Source organism: Streptomyces sp. NPDC027185 (assembly GCF_055567035.1).
Genome location: NZ_JBVHRF010000004.1, coordinates 224,048 through 239,932 on the forward strand (window position 1 = coordinate 224,048; position 15,885 = coordinate 239,932).

Genomic DNA, 15,885 nt, shown 5'->3' on the forward strand with positions numbered 1-15,885 from the left:
GCCGCGCCGGGGAAGTGGGGGCGTGATGAGTACGCCGCTGTACCAACTCAAGGCCGAGTTCTTCAAGACACTGGGGCACCCGGCGCGTATCCGGGTGCTGGAGCTGCTGAGCCGGCGCGAGCACGCGGTGGCGGAGCTGCTGCCGGAGATCGGACTCGAACCGGCGCATCTGTCGCAGCAGCTCGCGGTCCTGCGCCGGGCGAAGCTGGTCACCACCCGGAAAGAGGGCTCGACCGTCCACTACTCCCTGGCCAACCCGCAGGTCGCGGAGTTGCTCAGGGTCGCCCGGAGGATCTTGACGGGGGTTCTCGCCGGACAGGCCGAGCTCCTCGCCGACCTGCGGGCGACCACGGACGAGCCCCCGAAGCCGTAGCTCGCGGCTCCGGGCCCCGGGGCGAGGGTGCCGCACGGGGCGGTGGGCACCGGGTGCCACAATGCCTCCATGAGCAACAACGTATTTTTCGACATCACCATCGACGGCCAGAACGCCGGCCGCATCGTTTTCAAGCTGTACGACGACGTCGTCCCGCAGACCGCCCGCAACTTCCGTGAGCTGGCCACCGGCCAGAACGGCTTCGGTTACGCCGGTTCCGGCTTCCACCGTGTGATCCCGCAGTTCATGCTCCAGGGCGGTGACTTCACCAACCACAACGGCACGGGCGGCAAGAGCATCTACGGTGAGAAGTTCGCCGACGAGAACTTCCAGCTCAAGCACGACCGGCCGTTCCTGCTGTCGATGGCGAACGCCGGCCGCAACACCAACGGCTCGCAGTTCTTCATCACCACCGTCGTCACCTCCTGGCTCGACGGCAAGCACGTCGTCTTCGGCGAGGTCGTCGAGGGCCAGGACCTGGTGACCAAGATCGAGGGCCTCGGCTCGCAGAGCGGCACCCCCAAGGCCAAGATCACCATCGAGAAGTCCGGCATCGTCGAGTAACACCCGCACCACGGCGGGGCCCGCGCCCCGCTGCCGAGCGCGCCCCCGGCACCACGCCGGGCGGCGCGCTCGGCCGTTTCCGGCGCGCGGAACACGTCAATCTCCGGCCGGATCCCGTCGGGGCGCCCGCCTCACCTCGTCCTGCGGGCCCGTTCGTTGAAGCGGTCGGCGGCACGTTCGTTGAGGACACCGAGGACGGCGCGCAGCCGCGGCGCGGGCGGCTGGTCGTCGGCCGCGACCTCCGCGCCGGTCGCCGTCGCGGGGGCGTCGCCCCGGGGCAGCGCGCGGGCGGCGGCGGTCATCAGACGGGTGGTGGTCACCGGCGCGACGCCGTTGAGCTTGGCGCCGATCCGGGCGGCCGGGGTGAGGACGATCCGCGGACGGCGGCGGCGCAACCCGCCGACGATCCGGTCGGCGGCCCGTTCGGCGTCCATGGACAGCAGCGGCAGTCCGGCCAGGGCCGAGAACCACGCGTACTCCCGCCGCCGGTCCCCGCCGAAGTACGCCTGGAGGTGCGAGCCGGTCCGCATCAGCCCCGGGTGCACCGCGGTGACGGTGACGCCGTACGCCGCCTCCTCCGCGTGCAGCCCCGCCGCGAGCGAGCCGACGGCGGACTTCGCGCACGCGTACGGCACCAGATGCGGTACGGGCACCAGCGCGCCCACCGAACCGATCAGCCCGAGACGGCCGCCGACGGGGCTGCGCCGCAGATGGGGCAGGGCGGCGAGGGAGGTGTGCAGCGCGCCGGTGAAGATGGACTCCAGCGCGGCGCGGAAGCCGTCCGGGCCGAGTGCCGTGGCCGGGCCGACCTGGATGATGCCCGCGTTGGCGACGGTCAGGTCGATACCGCCCTCGGCGGCGGCGATCTCCGCGAACCGGTCGTACACCGCCGTCCCGTCGCGGACGTCGCAGACCACCCCGCGCACCGGCCCCCGGGCGGCGCGTCCGGCCAGCGCGACGGCCCGGTCGAGTTCGGCCGCGTCCCGGGCGAGCAGGACCACCCGGCAGCCGTGCTGCGCGAGGCGGCGCCCGAGGAGGAGGCCCAGTCCCCGGGAGCCGCCGGTGACGACGGCGGTGAGACCGCCGATGTCCGGGGCGGGGCGCAGTGCGTCGAGGGCTCTGGTCATGGCTCACCTTCCGGCCGGGCGGCGCCCGGCGACGGGGCGGTGTCAGGAGCGGAGAGGTCCGCGTCAACGGTACGTCGGCGGGGTGCCGGGCGCGCGGTGGGCGGGGCGCTCCGCCACGACGCGCAGGGACCGCAGCTCCGGGTCGACGGCGTCGGGGACGTTCATCCCCGCGGCGACGCCGGTGCGCAGATAGGTGACGACGGGCTCGGTGAGGCGTTCGCCGGGCAGGACGGCGGGGATGCCGGGCGGGTAGGGCGTGAGCATCTCGGCGGCGACGCGTCCGGCGGCCGCCGCGGCGGGGACGTCCTCGGTCGGGCCGAAGAAGGCGTCGCGCGGCAGGCACGCCTGCTCCAGCCGGAGCGCGGCCGGGTCGGGGACCTGTACGGCCGGGGCGGTGGGCAGGTCCGGTGCGGCAGCGGCGGCGGCGCGGAGGGCGGCGAGCAGCGCGTCCGCGGTCTCCTCGTCGTCGGCGTGGGTGAGCTGGGTGTTGATCCGCCGGTGGTCGGCGAGGTGGGCGTCGACCCGGCGGTGGGCGCGCAGCCAGTCGGCGATCTGATAGCCGCTGACGCCGAGACCGGAGACGTCGATGACGACGGGCAGCGGGTCGAGGTCGTCCGCGAGGCCGGGGCCGCAGAAGTCGGCGCGGTCGTTGACGTGCAGCCCGTCGATCGCCTCGATCTCCGTGCGGACGCGGTCGGCGAGGGTGAGGGCCCGGCCCAGCAGCTCGCGGCCGTCTCGGGCCATCTGGCGGCGCCAGCCGTCGAGACCGGCGTAGATCGGGACGGCGGGGCTGGTGGTGTCGAGGAGGTCGGCGCGGGTCTTGAGCAGTGCGGGCTCGACGAGGTCGCCGCCGAGGTGGAAGACGGAGCCCTGTTCCAGGCCGCTGCCCATCTTGTGGATGCTGGTGACGCAGATGTCGGCGCCCGCGTCCATGGCCCAGGACGGCAGGTCGGGGTGGAACGGCAGGTGCGCGCCCCACGCCTCGTCCACGATCAGCGGGCGGCCGTGCTCGTGGCAGACGGCGGCGAGCGCGGCGAGGTCGGCGCAGCCGCCGTACGGGGTCGGGCTGGTGATCAGCGCGCCCCGGGCGTCCGGGTGGGCGGCGAAGGCGGCGGCGAGGCCCGCTGGGGACGGCGGGTGCGCGAGATGCCGCTCGGCGTCCCACCGGGGGTCGAGCCAGACGGGCCGGATGCCGGAGAGGATCAGGCCGGAGACGACGGATTTGTGGGCGTCGCGGCCGATCAGCAGCTTCTCGTGGGGTCCGGCGACGGCGAGCATGGCCGCCTTGACGGAGAGGGAGCTGCCGCAGGTGGAGAAGAAGGTGTGCCGGGCGTGGACCGCCTCGGCCATCAGCCGTTCGGCGTGCTCCAGGACCCGGCCGCGGGTGCGCCGGTCGTCGAGGCCGCCGGAGGCCAGGACGTCCCCGAGGAAGACGGCGTCGCCGAGGACCGCGCGGACCTCCGGGTCGGCGCCCCGGGCCTGTTTGTGGCCGGGCGGGCTGAAGGGCAGCCGGTCCTCGCGGTGGTAGGCGGCCAGCGCCGCCAGGACCGGCGCCTCGTTCTGATCGAGTGACATGGCGCAGCTGTTCCCGGACCGGCGCGGCGTCAATCAGGGCGTAACGGGAGGGACCGGGCCGTGGTGCGTGGGGCCGGGGCGGTGGGCGGCAGCCGTACGCGGTGGGAGCCGGGGCTCCGGGCCGGTTCACGGGAGCGGACCGCGCCGGATGGCGGTCCGGCGGCGGGACGGACAGCATGGCGAGGGCGTCACCTGTGGGAGCCGGGCTTCCGGGCGCGGGGTCCGCAGGCCGGATTCCGGGCACGTACGCCGCTTCCCGGGCGCGGGGCCGCGGACCGGGCCCCGGGCCGTGGCGCTCTTCCGTCCGCCGGACCCGACCGTGAGGTGCCCCGTGTCGAAGCCGCCGCTGCCCGAAGCCGCGACCGCCATGCTGGCGAAGGCCAATCCCGCCGTGATCGCGACCCTGCGGCCGGACGGGCAACCCGTCTCCACGGCCACCTGGTACCTCTGGGACGACGGCCGCGTCATGGTCAACATGGACGAGGGCCGGCGGCGGCTGGCGCACCTCCGCGCCGATCCGCGGGTCACGCTCACCGTGCTCGACGAGGGCAACTGGTACACCCACCTCAGCCTCGTCGGCCGCGTCACCGAGCTGCGGCCGGACGCGCGGCTGGCGGACATCGACCGGCTGTCCCACCACTACCTCGGCACCCCGTATCCCCGGCGGGACCGGGCCCGGGTCACCGCCTGGATCGAACTCGACCGCTGGCACGGCTGGGGCACCCTCAAGGACAGCTCCCAGGCGGGGTGACCTGCGGCGCGTCCGTCCGGAGCGGCCGGGGTGCGGCGCACGGGCCGCCGGCCGGTGCGGCGCCCGGGAGCCGGGCACGGCCCGCCCGGCAGCGGCGGCGGGCGCCGGGCGGGCTCACACCGGCTCGGGCGGCTCCGCCGGCTCCCGGCTCCTGAGGGCGGCGCGGTCGTCGGTCTCGTAGGTGAGGCGGTTGACCACCTCCACCACCCCGTCGACGCTCTCGCACAGGCGCACCGCGACGACCACCAGACTGCGGCGGACGAGGGTGCCGCTGAGCGTCACCGTGCCGTCCGAGACCTCGACGGTGACGGCGGACGGCGGGACGTTCAGCGTGCGGGTCAGCACGTCCTCCAGGATCTCCTCCTGGATCGCGCGGTCGCGCCGCAGGAAGAGCTGGACGAGGTCGCCGCGGCTGAGGACGCCGATGAGCAGCCCCTCGTCGTCGACGACCGGCAGCCGCTTGACGCCCTTCTCGTCCATCAGCCGGGCCGCCCGGATGGCGCTCCACCGGGGGCGCGCGACGACGGCGGGGCTGGTCATCAGCGAGCCGGCGGTGTTCGACGGGGTGCGGTCGATGTGCCGCCGCAGCAGGTCCGCCTCGGAGACGACGCCGAGTGTCCGTCCCGCCTCGTCCACCACCGGTACGGCGCTGATGTCGTACTCGTCGAGCAGCCGGGCGATCTCGCCGAACGCCGTGCCCGGTTGCACGGCGACGGCGCCGGGCGTCATCAGATCGGCGACACTGCGGTGCCTCATCGCGTTCCCATCCCTCCCGATATCCCTCCCAACGGGATATCCGAGGTCCATTGTCGCGCGTCCGCCGCGGCCACCGGGGCCCGTGCCCGCGGGACGGGCCCGCCGCCGTACGCCTCAGCCGCCGTATCCGACGTAGGCGACCAGGGCGATCAGCGCGGCGCAGACGCTCAGGTTGACGGCCTTGTGCTCCCAGAAGACCGCGACGAACTCGCGGAGGGTGGCGCTCGGCCAGAAGTACCGCGCGGTCGGCGAGCCGAGGACCTGGCCCGCGACGCCTGCCTGACGGGCCGTCATGGCGGCGCGGAAGGCATGGAAGTTGTTGGTCACCACGACGCAGCGGTAGCCGCTCGTGGCGGCGGTCATGATCTCGTGGCTGAAGCGCAGGTTCTCCTCGGTGGTCCGGGAGCGGTCCTCCTGCCGGACGTGGTCGGCCGGGGCGCCCTGCTCGACCAGCCAGCGGGCCATCGCCGCCGCCTCGGGCAGCTTCTCGTCCGGGCCCTGGCCGCCGGAGGTGAGGAGGACGGGGGCCGGGCCGCCGCGGGCGAGCTGCGCGTCGTGGATCTCCAGGCCCTTGCGCAGCCGGGAGGCGAGCAGCGGCGGCACCCGCTCGCCGCCGATCAGCCCGGAGCCGAGCACGACGACGTAGTCCACGTCGCCGCGTACCGCGATCCGTCCGTAGAGGAAGGCGTAGGCGAGGAAGCAGAGGAAGAGGAAGGAGACATAGGCGGCGAGCAGGAGGACGGCTATGGCGGCGGGGAGGGCGGGTGAGCCGGCGAGGCGGCCCAGCGAGAGCAGCAGGAGGATCAGGCCGAAGACGGCCACGCCCAGCAGTCCGGAGAGGAGGTTGGCCGGGCGGAGCCCTTCCTTCCTGGCCATGGTGACGCCGTTGGCCAGCAGGAAGCCGCCGAGCGCCACCACGCCGACCACGGGGACGGTGAAGACCAGCAGGTAGACCACGACGGCCGCGCCGAACGGCAGCTGGTGCACCTTGCCGAGCAGCGTGGCCGACAGGCTCAGGAGCGTCAGCCCGAGAAGGACCGCGTTACGGAACCGGCGGCGGTCCTTCCGCACGCTGAGACAGAAGAGGGCGAAGAGCAGGACGGTCGTGATCATGGCGGAAGTATGCAGGTCCGGGACGGTGCGGCGCCGCCCGGCGGCGTACGGGGGCCGGGCCTCGGCCACGCCGGGGCGCCGGGTGGCCGCCGGCGCCCCGTTCCCGGTCGGTGGTCCCGGGAGAGCGCGGCGGCGGACGAGGGGTGAGCGGCGGGCTTGGCGGCCCAGGGGACGCGGGCGGCCGGTCCGCACGGGGCGTCAGCCGTCGCCGTCCGGCCCGGCCGCCCGCGCTCCGCCGGACAGCAGCCGCGTACGGAAGAGGTCGAGGACCTGGTCGAGCGCGGCGCGGGTCGGCTCGCCCGGTGCGTCTATCAGATGTTCCGTCACGACGGAGTGCGGCGGGAGGACGGCGTCGGGGTTGGCGTCCGCGTCGTCCAGTTCGACGGCGACGAACGCGTCCCCCAACTCGCGGCGCAGGGTGGCGAACCGCTCCCCGGGCACGAAGCGGTCGCCGCGGAACCGCATGCCGAGGACCCGCAGGTCGCCGCGGGCGCAGCGGTCCTTGACGACGGCCAGCTCCGCCGGGGAGATGTCGAGGGCGCGGCGGCGCCCCGCGGTGAGCGGCAGCGGCAGCGAGGGCTGCGAGAGGACGGGGGCGAGCAGCCGCTCGTCGGCGGCCATGGCGAGCGCGAAACCGCCGGTGGCGCACATGCCGATCGCCCCGACGCCGGGGCCGCCGCACCGCTCGTGCTCATCGGCGGCGAGCGCCCGCAGCCAGCTGACGACCGGGGAGCTGCGCCCGGTGGCGAACAGGGTGAACTCCCGGCTCACGCACAGCTTCAGCATCGTGGACGCCAGGTACGCCCGGCCGCGCACCGGCGGGCGGGGATCGCGCCCCGGTGTGCCGAACAGGACGGGCAGCACGGCGGTGCAGCCGAGGGCGGCCACCCGGTCGGCGAACTCCAGGACCTTGGGCGTGATGCCCGGTACCTCGGCCATCACGACGACGGCGGGCCCGGTGCCGCGGCGGAGCACCTCCCGGGTGACGCCGTCGTGCGTGAAGGTGGTGCGCTCGTATGCCGCGAGCCCGTGATCCGCCATGTCGTCCTGTCCGTCCGTCTCGTCACCGGGGCCGGGTGCGCGGCGCGCCGGCCCCCGGCGATGCCGGCGGCGGTCCGCCCGTGTCCCGTGTCCCGGTGTCCCCGGTTCCTCCGGGCCGCGGCGCACCTCGCGCCCGAGCGGCACGGTACGCGGTCCGGCGCGGGGCCGGGACGGCGGACGGCCGCGGCGGGGCCCGACCCGGTCGAACGGGGCGGGGCCGGCCGGGAGCCGGCGGGCGCGCCGCCCGCCCCCGCCGCCTCGGCGCGCCGCCCCCGCACCCGGTACGGCAGCCCGCCCGGTGCCCGGGGGGACGGTGCCGGGCGCGTGTGCGGCGTGGCGTACCGCGCCGCCGTGCGCCGCCCGGTAGGCACGTCCCATGGACGAGCACACCGGGCGGCGCGCGCACCAGGACGAGCCGAGCGGCTGGTACAGCGCCGGGGTGGGCGGTGTCGGCGCGGCGAGCTTCTTCAGCGACTCCGGGCACGAGATCGCGACCGCGGTACTGCCCGGCTTCCTCACCTCCGCCCTGCACGCGTCGCCGGGCGCGCTCGGCGTCGTCGAGGGCGTCAGCGACGCGCTGACCGGTCTCGCCAAGCTGGCGGGCGGTCCGCCGGCCGACTCCCCCGGGCGGCGGGCCCGGATCGCCACCGGCGGCTACCTCGGTACGGCGCTGGCCACCGGCGCCCTCGGGCTCGCGCAGTCCGTGTGGCAGGTGGGCGTCCTGCGGGCGCTCGCCTGGACCTCGCGGGGCATCCGGTCGCCGTCCCGGGACGCGCTGCTGGCCTCGCTCGTCCCGCCGCGCGCCTACGGGCGGGCCTTCGGCCTGGAGCGGGCGGGTGACAACCTCGGCGCCGTCGCCGGACCGCTCCTCGCCGCGCTGCTGGTCTCCCTGATCGGCATCCGCGCCACCCTCTGGTGCGCGGCCCTGCCCGGTCTGCTCGCGGCGCTGGCCATCACCTACGCCGGGCGCGAGGCCCGCCGCACCCTCACGCACCCGGCCGCCCGGCGCCGCGTCCGGCTCCGCCTGGGGGATCTGCGGCGCGCCGGGACGGTCCGCGCGCTGCTGCCGGTGGCGCTCTTCGAGACCGGCAACATCGCCGTCACCCTCCTCATCCTGCGCGCCACCCAACTCCTGCACCACGGCGCCCGCGACCTCGCCGCCGCCGCCTCGCTGGCTGTGCTGATCTACGCGGCGCACAACGCCGTCGCCGCCGCCGTGGCCTATCTCGGCGGCCACTGGATCGACCGGGCGGGTCCCCGTACCGCCTTCGCCGCCGGCGGGGTGCTCCATCTGGCGGCGTACGGGACGTTCGCCGTCCCCTGGCACGGCTGGCCGCCGCTGCTGGCCGCCTTCGTGCTGGCGGGCAGCGGTATCGGGCTGGTCGAGACCGCCGAGTCGGCGCTGGTGGCGGGGATGCTGCCGGACGCGCTGCGCGGCAGCGGCTTCGGGCTGCTCGGACTGGTGCAGTCCTTCGGCGACTTCGCCTCATCGGCCGCCGTCGGCCTGCTCTGGACGGCGTTCGGCCCGGCGGTGGGCTTCGCGTACGCGGCCGCGTGGACCGGCGCCTCCGCCCTGGCGGTGGGAGCGACGAGGCCGCGGCGGCGGGCGTGACGGGCGGTCGGTACCTTTGTCGCACCGATCATCTGCGGGAGGGGACGGTATGACGAGGGATCAGCCCGTACCGATCAGCGGCGAGGACGTCGAGCCGGCGCAGCAGGCGCTGCGCTACGAGGTGGCGACCTTGTCCTTCCGGCTGCCCGACGCCGAGAAGGCCGCCGCGGGGGTGCTGCCCTGGGTCGAGGACCCGTGCGCGGAAGGCAGGTTGCTCGGCTGCTGGCAGACGGAGAACGGTCCGCTGGGGCGGCTGACGGTGCTGCGCGGTTTCACCGACGACGCGGAGCTGACCCGGGAACGGGCGCGGGCCCGCGGCAACGACGCGCCGTTCGGCGGCCCCGCGCACCTGACCGACCTGACCATGCAGAGCTTCGCGCCCTTCCCGTTCGTCCCCCCGGTGCGCACCGGCCACTTCGGGCCCGTGTACGAGATCCGGGACTACCACCTGCGCCCGGGAGGACTGCCCGCGACCCTCGCCGGCTGGCGGCAGGCGCTGCCCGCCCGGCACCGCGTCGACCCGTTGACGGTGGCGATGTACGCGCTCGACGGCCCCGACCGGATCCTCCAGATCTGGCCGTTCCGCAGCCTGGACGAGCGGGTCGCCCTCCGCAGGGACCTCTACGCCGCCGGGCTGTGGCCCCCGCCCGGCGCCCCGGAGCAGATCCTCGACGCGACCTCGGTCATCGCCTGGCCGACCGCCTTCTCCCCGCTCACCTGACGGCCCGCGGGCGGGCGGCGGGCCGCCGCGCCGCCCGCGGACCTCCGGTCACAGGTAGAGCGCCCGGTTGACGGGGACGCCCTGTTCCCGGCAGCCGCTCTCGTAGTGGTCGATGAGGCGGAAGACGTCCATCACCTCGGTCACCCGGTCGTGGGCGTCGAGGAATTCCACCGGCCCGTTGAGCCAGAAGACGGTCTTCATGCCCTCGTCGGACAGGAGGGTGTGGGTGCGTCCGGGGCTCTCCCGGACGAAGTCGCCGGGACGGCCGACCCAGTCGTACTCCTGGTAGCGCCAGCTGCCTTCGAGGACGTAGCCGGAGACCGGGCCGCGGTGGCGGTGGCGGCCCAGGGAGCCGCCGGCCTGCACCCACAGCACGTTGGCGGCGGAGTTGCTGCGGATGTCGAACGTCAGGTGCTTGATCATCACGTTCGGGACGAAGGGCAGCCACGGGGAGTCCGCCTCCGCGATGTACCCCTCGGGCAGTGCGTACCGGTCCCGGCAGCGGTCGAGCCTCGCTTCGCTCGCGGCCAGGCTGTCCGCGGCCGGGGGCGGGCCGGTCGTCATGGCGGGGTCCTTCCTGTCGGCGGTGGAGCGGGCCGGTGCCCGCCCGTATTCCTCTACCCGGTGCGGGGCGACCGGACAGGGCCGTCCCGCGGGGTGTCAGCCGACGGCGGTGTTGTAGTTGACCATCCCCTCCACCAGATGGACGGCCGCGCCGGTCAGGGGACTGTCCGCGCCGGCGCGCACCACGTCGGGCAGCCGGTGGGCCTCGTCCTCGGTGACGGTCACCATGCCCCAGAAGGCGTGGAAACCCGTGGGGTCCGACGGCTTCTCGGCCGCCGTCCGTACGGTCAGGGCGCCGTTCTCCCCCGTCACGGCCAGGGCGCCCATCTGCCGGAGCACGGCGGGGTCCCGCTCCTCGGTGGCCACCACGCTCCAGCCCGCCGTCCCGGTCCGGCGCACGGCGGCGAGCAGACTGCCGGAGCTGTCCGCGCCGGTCAGCACCATGTCGGGCAGGACCAGCGCCACCGTCCCGCGCGTCAGCGGCAGGGCGGACCGTATCGCGCCGTCGAGACCGGGCTCCCCGACACCGTCCTGGTAGACGAAGACCAGTTGGAAGGTCTCGGCGTAGCGGGCGAGATAACGCACCGTGTCCAGTTTGTGCGGCCCGATCACCACGACCAGCCGTACGGTGAGCCCGCTCGCGGCCAGCGCGACGACGGCCTCCAGACTGCGGTCGAGCACGGTGACCCCGGGCGCCAGGGAGTGCAGTTCCTTCGGGTACGGCGCCCCGAAGCGCGTGCCGAATCCGGCGCACGGCAAGATGACGGAGACATCGGGGGCAGGCACGGACGGTCCAGGCATCGAGTGGCTCTCACGTTCTGTGGGCGGTCGGGATCCGCGCCTCGCCGGGCGGCGGGCGGCCCGGGGAAGGCCCCGCGACGCGGGCCGGAGGCGCGCTGGGCGCTCACCGTAATCACCGGGGACGGCACCGGGCGAGAACCGGACGGCGATCGGCGACCTCCCGGCCGCGAAGGCGCCCGCCGCCGCCCGGCGCCGGAAGTCGGAGACGGCGGCGCGGAGTTGACCCGCACACGCGTTCCCGTCCGCCCGTAGACTGCTGCCCGCACAGCGGCCGTGTCCGGTACCGCACCGGGGACGGCCCCGTCCCGGGGCCCGGTCCGGCACCGGCCGGAACTCCTGGACGACGAAACGGAAAGAGGCGACGCGATGCGGGTGCTGCTGTCGACGTACGGGACGCGCGGCGATGTCGAACCGCTGGTGGCACTCGCGGTACGGCTGCGGGAGCGCGGCGCGGAGGTGCGGATGTGCGCCCCGCCGGACGAGGAGTTCGCGGTGCGGCTCGCAGGTATCGGCGTGCGGTTGACGCCGGTCGGCCGGCCGGTGGGGGAGCTGATGCGCGGTACGGCACTGCCCTCGGCGGCGGATCTGGCCCGGTACCGGCGCGAGTTGGTCGACGCCCAGTTCGCCGCCCTCCCCGTGGCGGCCGAGGGGTGCGACACGCTGGTGGCGGCCGGTCTGGCGCAGATCGCCGCGCGGTCCGTGGCCGAATCCGCGGGACTCCGCTACGTCTACGTCAGCTACGCGGCGGTCCACCTGCCGTCACCTCACCACGCGCCGCCGCCCCGACCTGGCTGGCCCGCACCGGAGGCCCAGGACAACCGGGCGCGGTGGGAACACGACGCCCGCCTCTTCCACACCGAGTTCGGCGCGACGCTCAACGGCCACCGGGCGGCGCTCGGCCTGCCGCCCGTCGACGACGTCCACGCCCATGTCCTCACCGACCGGCCGTGGTTGGCGGCGGAGCCGGCGCTCGGCCCGTGGCGGAAGACCCCGGGCCTCGATGTCGTCCACACCGGCGCGTGGCACCTGCCGGACGAACGTCCCCTCCCGGCCGACCTGATGGCGTTCCTGGCGGCGGGCACACCCCCCGTCTACGTGGGCTTCGGCAGTGTCCACGCCGCGCCGGAGCTGGCCCGCGCCACGATCGAGGCGCTCCGCGCCCGCGGGCACCGGGTCCTGGTCTCCCGTGGCTGGGCGGGGCTGGGCCTGATCGACGACCGGGACGACTGCTTCGCCCTCGGCGAGGTCAACCACCAGCGCCTGTTCCGTCAGGTGGCCGCCGTGATACACCACGGCGGCGCGGGCACGACGGCGACCGCCGCCCGCGCGGGCGCGGCGCAACTCGTCGTCCCCGCCCAGCTCTCGGACAATCCGTACTGGGCCCACCGGGTGGCGGCGCTGGGGATCGGCACCGCGCTCGACGGGCCGGTCCCCGGCGCCGCGTCCCTGGACGCGGCGCTCGGCGAGACCCTGAGTCCCGGGACCCGGGCGCGGGCGGCGGCGTTGAGCGCCCGGATCGGCACGGACGGGGCGGCGGTGGCGGCGGAACTGGTCCTGGAGGGACGGCACGGCGACGACCGGACGAACGCACCCGGACGCTCCGTCAGGCGAGGTTCAGCGGCTCCCTGACCGTCCTCGTGGACGGCGGCGGCCTTTCCGCACCGATCAGCCGCACACCCTCGGGAATGCGCGGATACCGCTCCGGAATGAGGGCACGCAGGTTCGGAAGCCGTTCCGGCCCCTCCCGTGCCGAACCCGCGGCGTACTCCGTCCGGAGGCGTACGAGGCAGCTGCACGGGGCTGCGCCGGCACAGCCCCCCGGCCGGACCGGACCACCGCGGCTCAGGGCTGCGCCACCGACCGGAACTCGCTCGGTGTCATCCCGGTGTGCTGCCGGAAGAACGAGCTGAACGCGGTCGGGTGGCCGAAACCGATCCGTGCGCCGATCGCGGAGGGTGCCAGCGACGTGTGGACGAGCAGGCGTTTGGCCTCCAGCAGGACCCGGTCGTCGAGGAAGCGCTTGGCTCCGCAGCCCAGCGCCGCCCGCGTGGCGCGGGTGAGGGTCCGGCAGCTGTAGCCGAGCCGCGCCGCGTAGTCCGCCACCCGGTGGGTCCGGCTGAAGTCCTCCTCCACCGCCTCCCGGAAGCGCCGGAACGCCTCGCTGTCGCCGGTGCGCGCCCCGCGCCGCGGGTCGGCGAGGTGGACCAGCCGGACGAGGAGGACGGACAGCAGGTCGCGCAGGGTCTGGAGGTAGGCGTCCAGCGGCAGATCACCGAGGTCGGCGGCTTCCGCGACCAGGGCGTCCAGCAGTCCCAGCAGGGCCGCCTGCCGCTCGGGACCGGGCGTCACGAGCCGCTGGGCCAGATGTTCGCCGTGCCGGATCAGCGCGTCGGTCGCGCCGCCGGGGAACCCGGTCGGGAAGACGAGCACAGCGGCGTCGCACGTCCCGGGCCCGTCGGGGAAGCGGACCACCTGGCCGGGCCACACCCACAGCCAGTCGCCCGCCACCAGCCGGTACCCGGTGAGGTCCACCGAACACCGCAGCTGCCCACCGCGCACCGCGATGACGAGGTGGAACGCGGGCCGCGCGGCCCGCGTGAGGGGCCGTCCCCGCTCGGCGGCACGGCCGGCCAGCGCGGGCAGCCCGAGGACCTCCAGGCCCGGTGGCCGCCCCGGGCCGGGGCGGTAGGCGACAGTCGGGATCCCGCCCGGACCACGGCCACCCGCGATGTGTCCGTTTTCCTTCATCACATGCCCGAGTTAAGCCGGTCACGGCCGCCGGGCGGAAATAGCTTCGGAGGGAACCCGTCCCGCCGGCCCGCCCGCGCGCCGGTGATCTTCCGGAAGGAACCGCATGACCCTTGAGTACGCCACCCGGTACCGCACCCGCTCGCACATCCCGGCGGAGCCCGGCACGCCGTACTTCATCGAGAAGGGGGCGGGTGACCGCGCCCACCTCTTCACCGACCTGATCACCGTCTACGCCGGCGGTGAACAGACCGGGAACACCTTCAACTTCTTCACCTGCGAAGGCCCCAAGGGCGACACCATCCCCGCCCACTCCCACTCCGACACCTACGAGGTCTTCTACGTCACCGACGGGGCCGTGCGCCTGTTCGTCCAGGACACGAAGGGCGAGCAGTACGAGAAGCTGCTCACGGCCGGGGACTTCGGCTTCGTGCCGAAGAACTGCCCCCACGCGTACCGCATCGAGCGCCACCACAGCCGGATCGTGGGGGTGGCGGCAGGCCCCGGCGGCACCTTCGAGCGGTTCTTCGAGACGCTCGGCACCCCGACCGAGGAGTACGGCACGCCCCGCACGCCGTACGTCCCCGACCCCCGTGCGTTCGAGACCGTGCCCCAGCAGTACGACGTGACCTTCCTGCCCGATCACAGGTGGCGCACCGGGAGCTGAACCGGGCGCCGGATCGCGTGCAGGACGCCGAGGAGAGACGCGGTGGGAGTTCCGGGTCCGGCGAGACGGGTGAGGGCGGTGGCGGTGGCGGACGTTTCCGGACAGGGCGCGGGTATTTCCCCGGCGGAAACACCTTCACCTCCACCTTCACCGAGCCTATTCCCACCTCAGGTTGAGGCGTGACGAAGGGCGGAGATGGTCTTCTCGATCTGGCTGAGCCAGCGCGGAGCCGCGCACCGACCGGTGACCGGTCGGTGCGGGCCCGGTCTACCGGTTCGCGGCTTCGCGAGAGGCGATCCGGTTCGTGCGACCGATCGCGCGGCCCACGGCGTTGCGCGCCGCGAGGCCCGGCCGGGTGCGGGGCACCATGAGCCTGGAGAGCGGGCCGACGCGTCGCTGCCGCGGGCCCACCTCACGGCGGAGCCGCGACTCGTAGGCGGTGAAGGCGCGGGCGTGATCACCGGGATGGGCGGCGAGCTCTTCCGCGAGGGCGTACGCGCCCGCCATCGCCATGCTGGACCCGTCACCCAGCAGGGCCGTCGCCGCCGCCGCGTCCCCGAGCAGTACGACCCGTCCGCGGGACCACGAGGGCACCCGGACGGTGGTCAGGGGGTCGAAGAACGGAGCCGGGTGGTCGAGGAACGCCGCTACGAGTTCCGGTGCCCGCCACCGCACGTCGGCGTAGGCGTCGGCCACGGTCTGCTTGTGAAGGGCGATGTTCTTGCGGTCGTGGGGCGCCGCCTGTTCAGCCCGGAAGGTGAAGATCGCGAGCGGGGTGGTCCGCGAGGGGTGGAGGACCAGCATCCGGTCCGGCACGGTCAGCATCGTCATCTCGGTCGGGTCCTCGATGGCGTCGGGTTCCAGCGGGACGGTCGCGCCGTACAGGCCCAGGTCGCTCGCGAACTGCCGCTCGGGGCCGAACACCAGGCGCCGTACGGTGGAGTGCATCCCGTCGGCACCGACCACCAAGTCGAAGCGCCGTGGGGCGGAGCGCCGGAAGGTGACGTCCACCCCGCCTTCATCCTGGTCGAGAGCGGTGACCGTGTCGTCGAACAAGAACTCGGCCTCGGTCCGCGCCGACCGGTGGAGCACCTCGGACAGGTCAGCCCGGGTCACCTCGACCGTCGGCGCCTTGTCCGAGGTGAGCGGGAGTTGCAGGATCCGCCTGCCGCCGGGGTCGAGCAGGGTCAGCGACCGATTGCGGGTGGCGAGCCCGCGGAGCTGCGGAAGGATGCCCATGCGCTCGGCGACCGGGACCGCGGGCCCCTTCACGACGATCGCGCTACCACCGGAGCGCAGCTGCCGGGCGTGTTCGACGACCGTCGGCCGGTATCCGTTCCGGGACAGCCAGTACGCGAGTGCGGGCCCTGCGATTCCGGCACCGACTATCAGCACCTCGGGCTTCTTCATGACGACGACCTCTCGGAGTGTCGATGACCAGGTCCCCGGCGAGCGCCGGGCCGGGGCCCGGG

The 15,885-nt window shown here is 74.7% G+C and carries 16 protein-coding genes; 7 read left to right on the top strand and 9 right to left on the bottom strand.

The annotated features are described in order from the left end of the window. The first annotated feature begins 25 nt into the window (after positions 1 to 25). Positions 26 to 373, top strand: a complete 348-nt coding sequence (locus ACZ4M8_RS14585) for an ArsR/SmtB family transcription factor (RefSeq protein WP_467606957.1) — start codon at positions 26 to 28, stop codon at positions 371 to 373. A 69-nt stretch (positions 374 to 442) separates the two neighbouring features. Continuing rightward, a complete protein-coding gene (locus ACZ4M8_RS14590; RefSeq protein ID WP_450958094.1) occupies positions 443 to 937 on the top strand; it encodes a peptidylprolyl isomerase in 495 nt (164 codons plus the stop codon). A gap of 131 nt (positions 938 to 1,068) precedes the next feature. On the opposite strand, the gene ACZ4M8_RS14595 is transcribed toward ACZ4M8_RS14590, so the two are convergent. Further along, positions 1,069 to 2,064, bottom strand: a complete 996-nt coding sequence (locus tag ACZ4M8_RS14595) for an SDR family NAD(P)-dependent oxidoreductase (protein ID WP_467606958.1) — start codon at positions 2,062 to 2,064, stop codon at positions 1,069 to 1,071. Positions 2,065 to 2,127: 63 nt separating this feature from the next. Beyond that, positions 2,128 to 3,639, bottom strand: coding sequence for an aminotransferase class I/II-fold pyridoxal phosphate-dependent enzyme (locus ACZ4M8_RS14600; RefSeq protein ID WP_467606961.1), 1,512 nt, complete (start codon positions 3,637 to 3,639; stop codon positions 2,128 to 2,130). Between the two features lie 331 nt (positions 3,640 to 3,970). On the opposite strand from ACZ4M8_RS14600, the gene ACZ4M8_RS14605 reads away from it, so the two are divergent. Then, positions 3,971 to 4,390, top strand: a complete 420-nt coding sequence (locus tag ACZ4M8_RS14605; RefSeq protein ID WP_467606964.1) for a PPOX class F420-dependent oxidoreductase — start codon at positions 3,971 to 3,973, stop codon at positions 4,388 to 4,390. A gap of 114 nt (positions 4,391 to 4,504) precedes the next feature. On the opposite strand, the gene ACZ4M8_RS14610 is transcribed toward ACZ4M8_RS14605, so the two are convergent. The 3 genes from ACZ4M8_RS14610 to ACZ4M8_RS14620 all read right to left on the bottom strand — a co-directional run bounded on the left by ACZ4M8_RS14610 (position 4,505) and on the right by ACZ4M8_RS14620 (position 7,300). Beyond that, entirely contained in the window at positions 4,505 to 5,146 is a 642-nt protein-coding gene (locus tag ACZ4M8_RS14610) for a CBS domain-containing protein (RefSeq protein WP_467606965.1), read from the bottom strand. A 114-nt stretch (positions 5,147 to 5,260) separates the two neighbouring features. Beyond that, complete coding sequence (locus ACZ4M8_RS14615; protein WP_467606967.1) at positions 5,261 to 6,259, bottom strand: YdcF family protein; 999 nt, start codon at positions 6,257 to 6,259, stop codon at positions 5,261 to 5,263. 198 nt (positions 6,260 to 6,457) lie between these two features. Continuing rightward, on the bottom strand, positions 6,458 to 7,300 hold the full coding sequence (locus ACZ4M8_RS14620; RefSeq protein WP_467606968.1) for a dienelactone hydrolase family protein: 843 nt from the start codon (positions 7,298 to 7,300) through the stop codon (positions 6,458 to 6,460). 376 nt (positions 7,301 to 7,676) lie between these two features. Between ACZ4M8_RS14620 and ACZ4M8_RS14625 the strand changes: the two genes are divergently transcribed. Then, positions 7,677 to 8,912 carry an MFS transporter gene (locus ACZ4M8_RS14625; RefSeq protein ID WP_467606970.1) on the top strand — a complete coding sequence of 412 codons (1,236 nt, stop codon included), beginning with the start codon at positions 7,677 to 7,679 and terminating at the stop codon, positions 8,910 to 8,912. Positions 8,913 to 8,961: 49 nt separating this feature from the next. Further along, positions 8,962 to 9,633: an NIPSNAP family protein gene (locus ACZ4M8_RS14630; RefSeq protein WP_467606971.1), complete on the top strand. Its 672-nt coding sequence runs from the start codon at positions 8,962 to 8,964 to the stop codon at positions 9,631 to 9,633. Positions 9,634 to 9,681: 48 nt separating this feature from the next. Here ACZ4M8_RS14630 and ACZ4M8_RS14635 read toward each other — a convergent pair whose 3' ends face one another. Beyond that, complete coding sequence (locus ACZ4M8_RS14635) at positions 9,682 to 10,197, bottom strand: 2,4'-dihydroxyacetophenone dioxygenase family protein (RefSeq protein WP_467606973.1); 516 nt, start codon at positions 10,195 to 10,197, stop codon at positions 9,682 to 9,684. 96 nt (positions 10,198 to 10,293) lie between these two features. Further along, a complete protein-coding gene (locus ACZ4M8_RS14640) occupies positions 10,294 to 10,983 on the bottom strand; it encodes an NTP transferase domain-containing protein (protein WP_467606976.1) in 690 nt (229 codons plus the stop codon). A 381-nt stretch (positions 10,984 to 11,364) separates the two neighbouring features. On the opposite strand from ACZ4M8_RS14640, the gene ACZ4M8_RS14645 reads away from it, so the two are divergent. After that, the gene (locus ACZ4M8_RS14645) at positions 11,365 to 12,627 is read left to right on the top strand and encodes a glycosyltransferase (protein WP_467606979.1); all 1,263 of its coding nucleotides are present in this window, start codon (positions 11,365 to 11,367) and stop codon (positions 12,625 to 12,627) included. Between the two features lie 213 nt (positions 12,628 to 12,840). On the opposite strand, the gene ACZ4M8_RS14650 is transcribed toward ACZ4M8_RS14645, so the two are convergent. After that, a complete protein-coding gene (locus ACZ4M8_RS14650) occupies positions 12,841 to 13,746 on the bottom strand; it encodes a helix-turn-helix transcriptional regulator (protein WP_467606981.1) in 906 nt (301 codons plus the stop codon). A gap of 106 nt (positions 13,747 to 13,852) precedes the next feature. Here ACZ4M8_RS14650 and ACZ4M8_RS14655 point away from each other — a divergent pair, with 106 nt between their 5' ends. Further along, positions 13,853 to 14,413, top strand: coding sequence for a quercetin 2,3-dioxygenase (locus ACZ4M8_RS14655; RefSeq protein WP_467606982.1), 561 nt, complete (start codon positions 13,853 to 13,855; stop codon positions 14,411 to 14,413). Positions 14,414 to 14,680: 267 nt separating this feature from the next. Here the strand turns inward: ACZ4M8_RS14655 and ACZ4M8_RS14660 are convergent, their stop codons facing one another. Further along, positions 14,681 to 15,823, bottom strand: a complete 1,143-nt coding sequence (locus ACZ4M8_RS14660) for an FAD-dependent monooxygenase (protein WP_467606983.1) — start codon at positions 15,821 to 15,823, stop codon at positions 14,681 to 14,683. Positions 15,824 to 15,885: the final 62 nt, after the last annotated feature.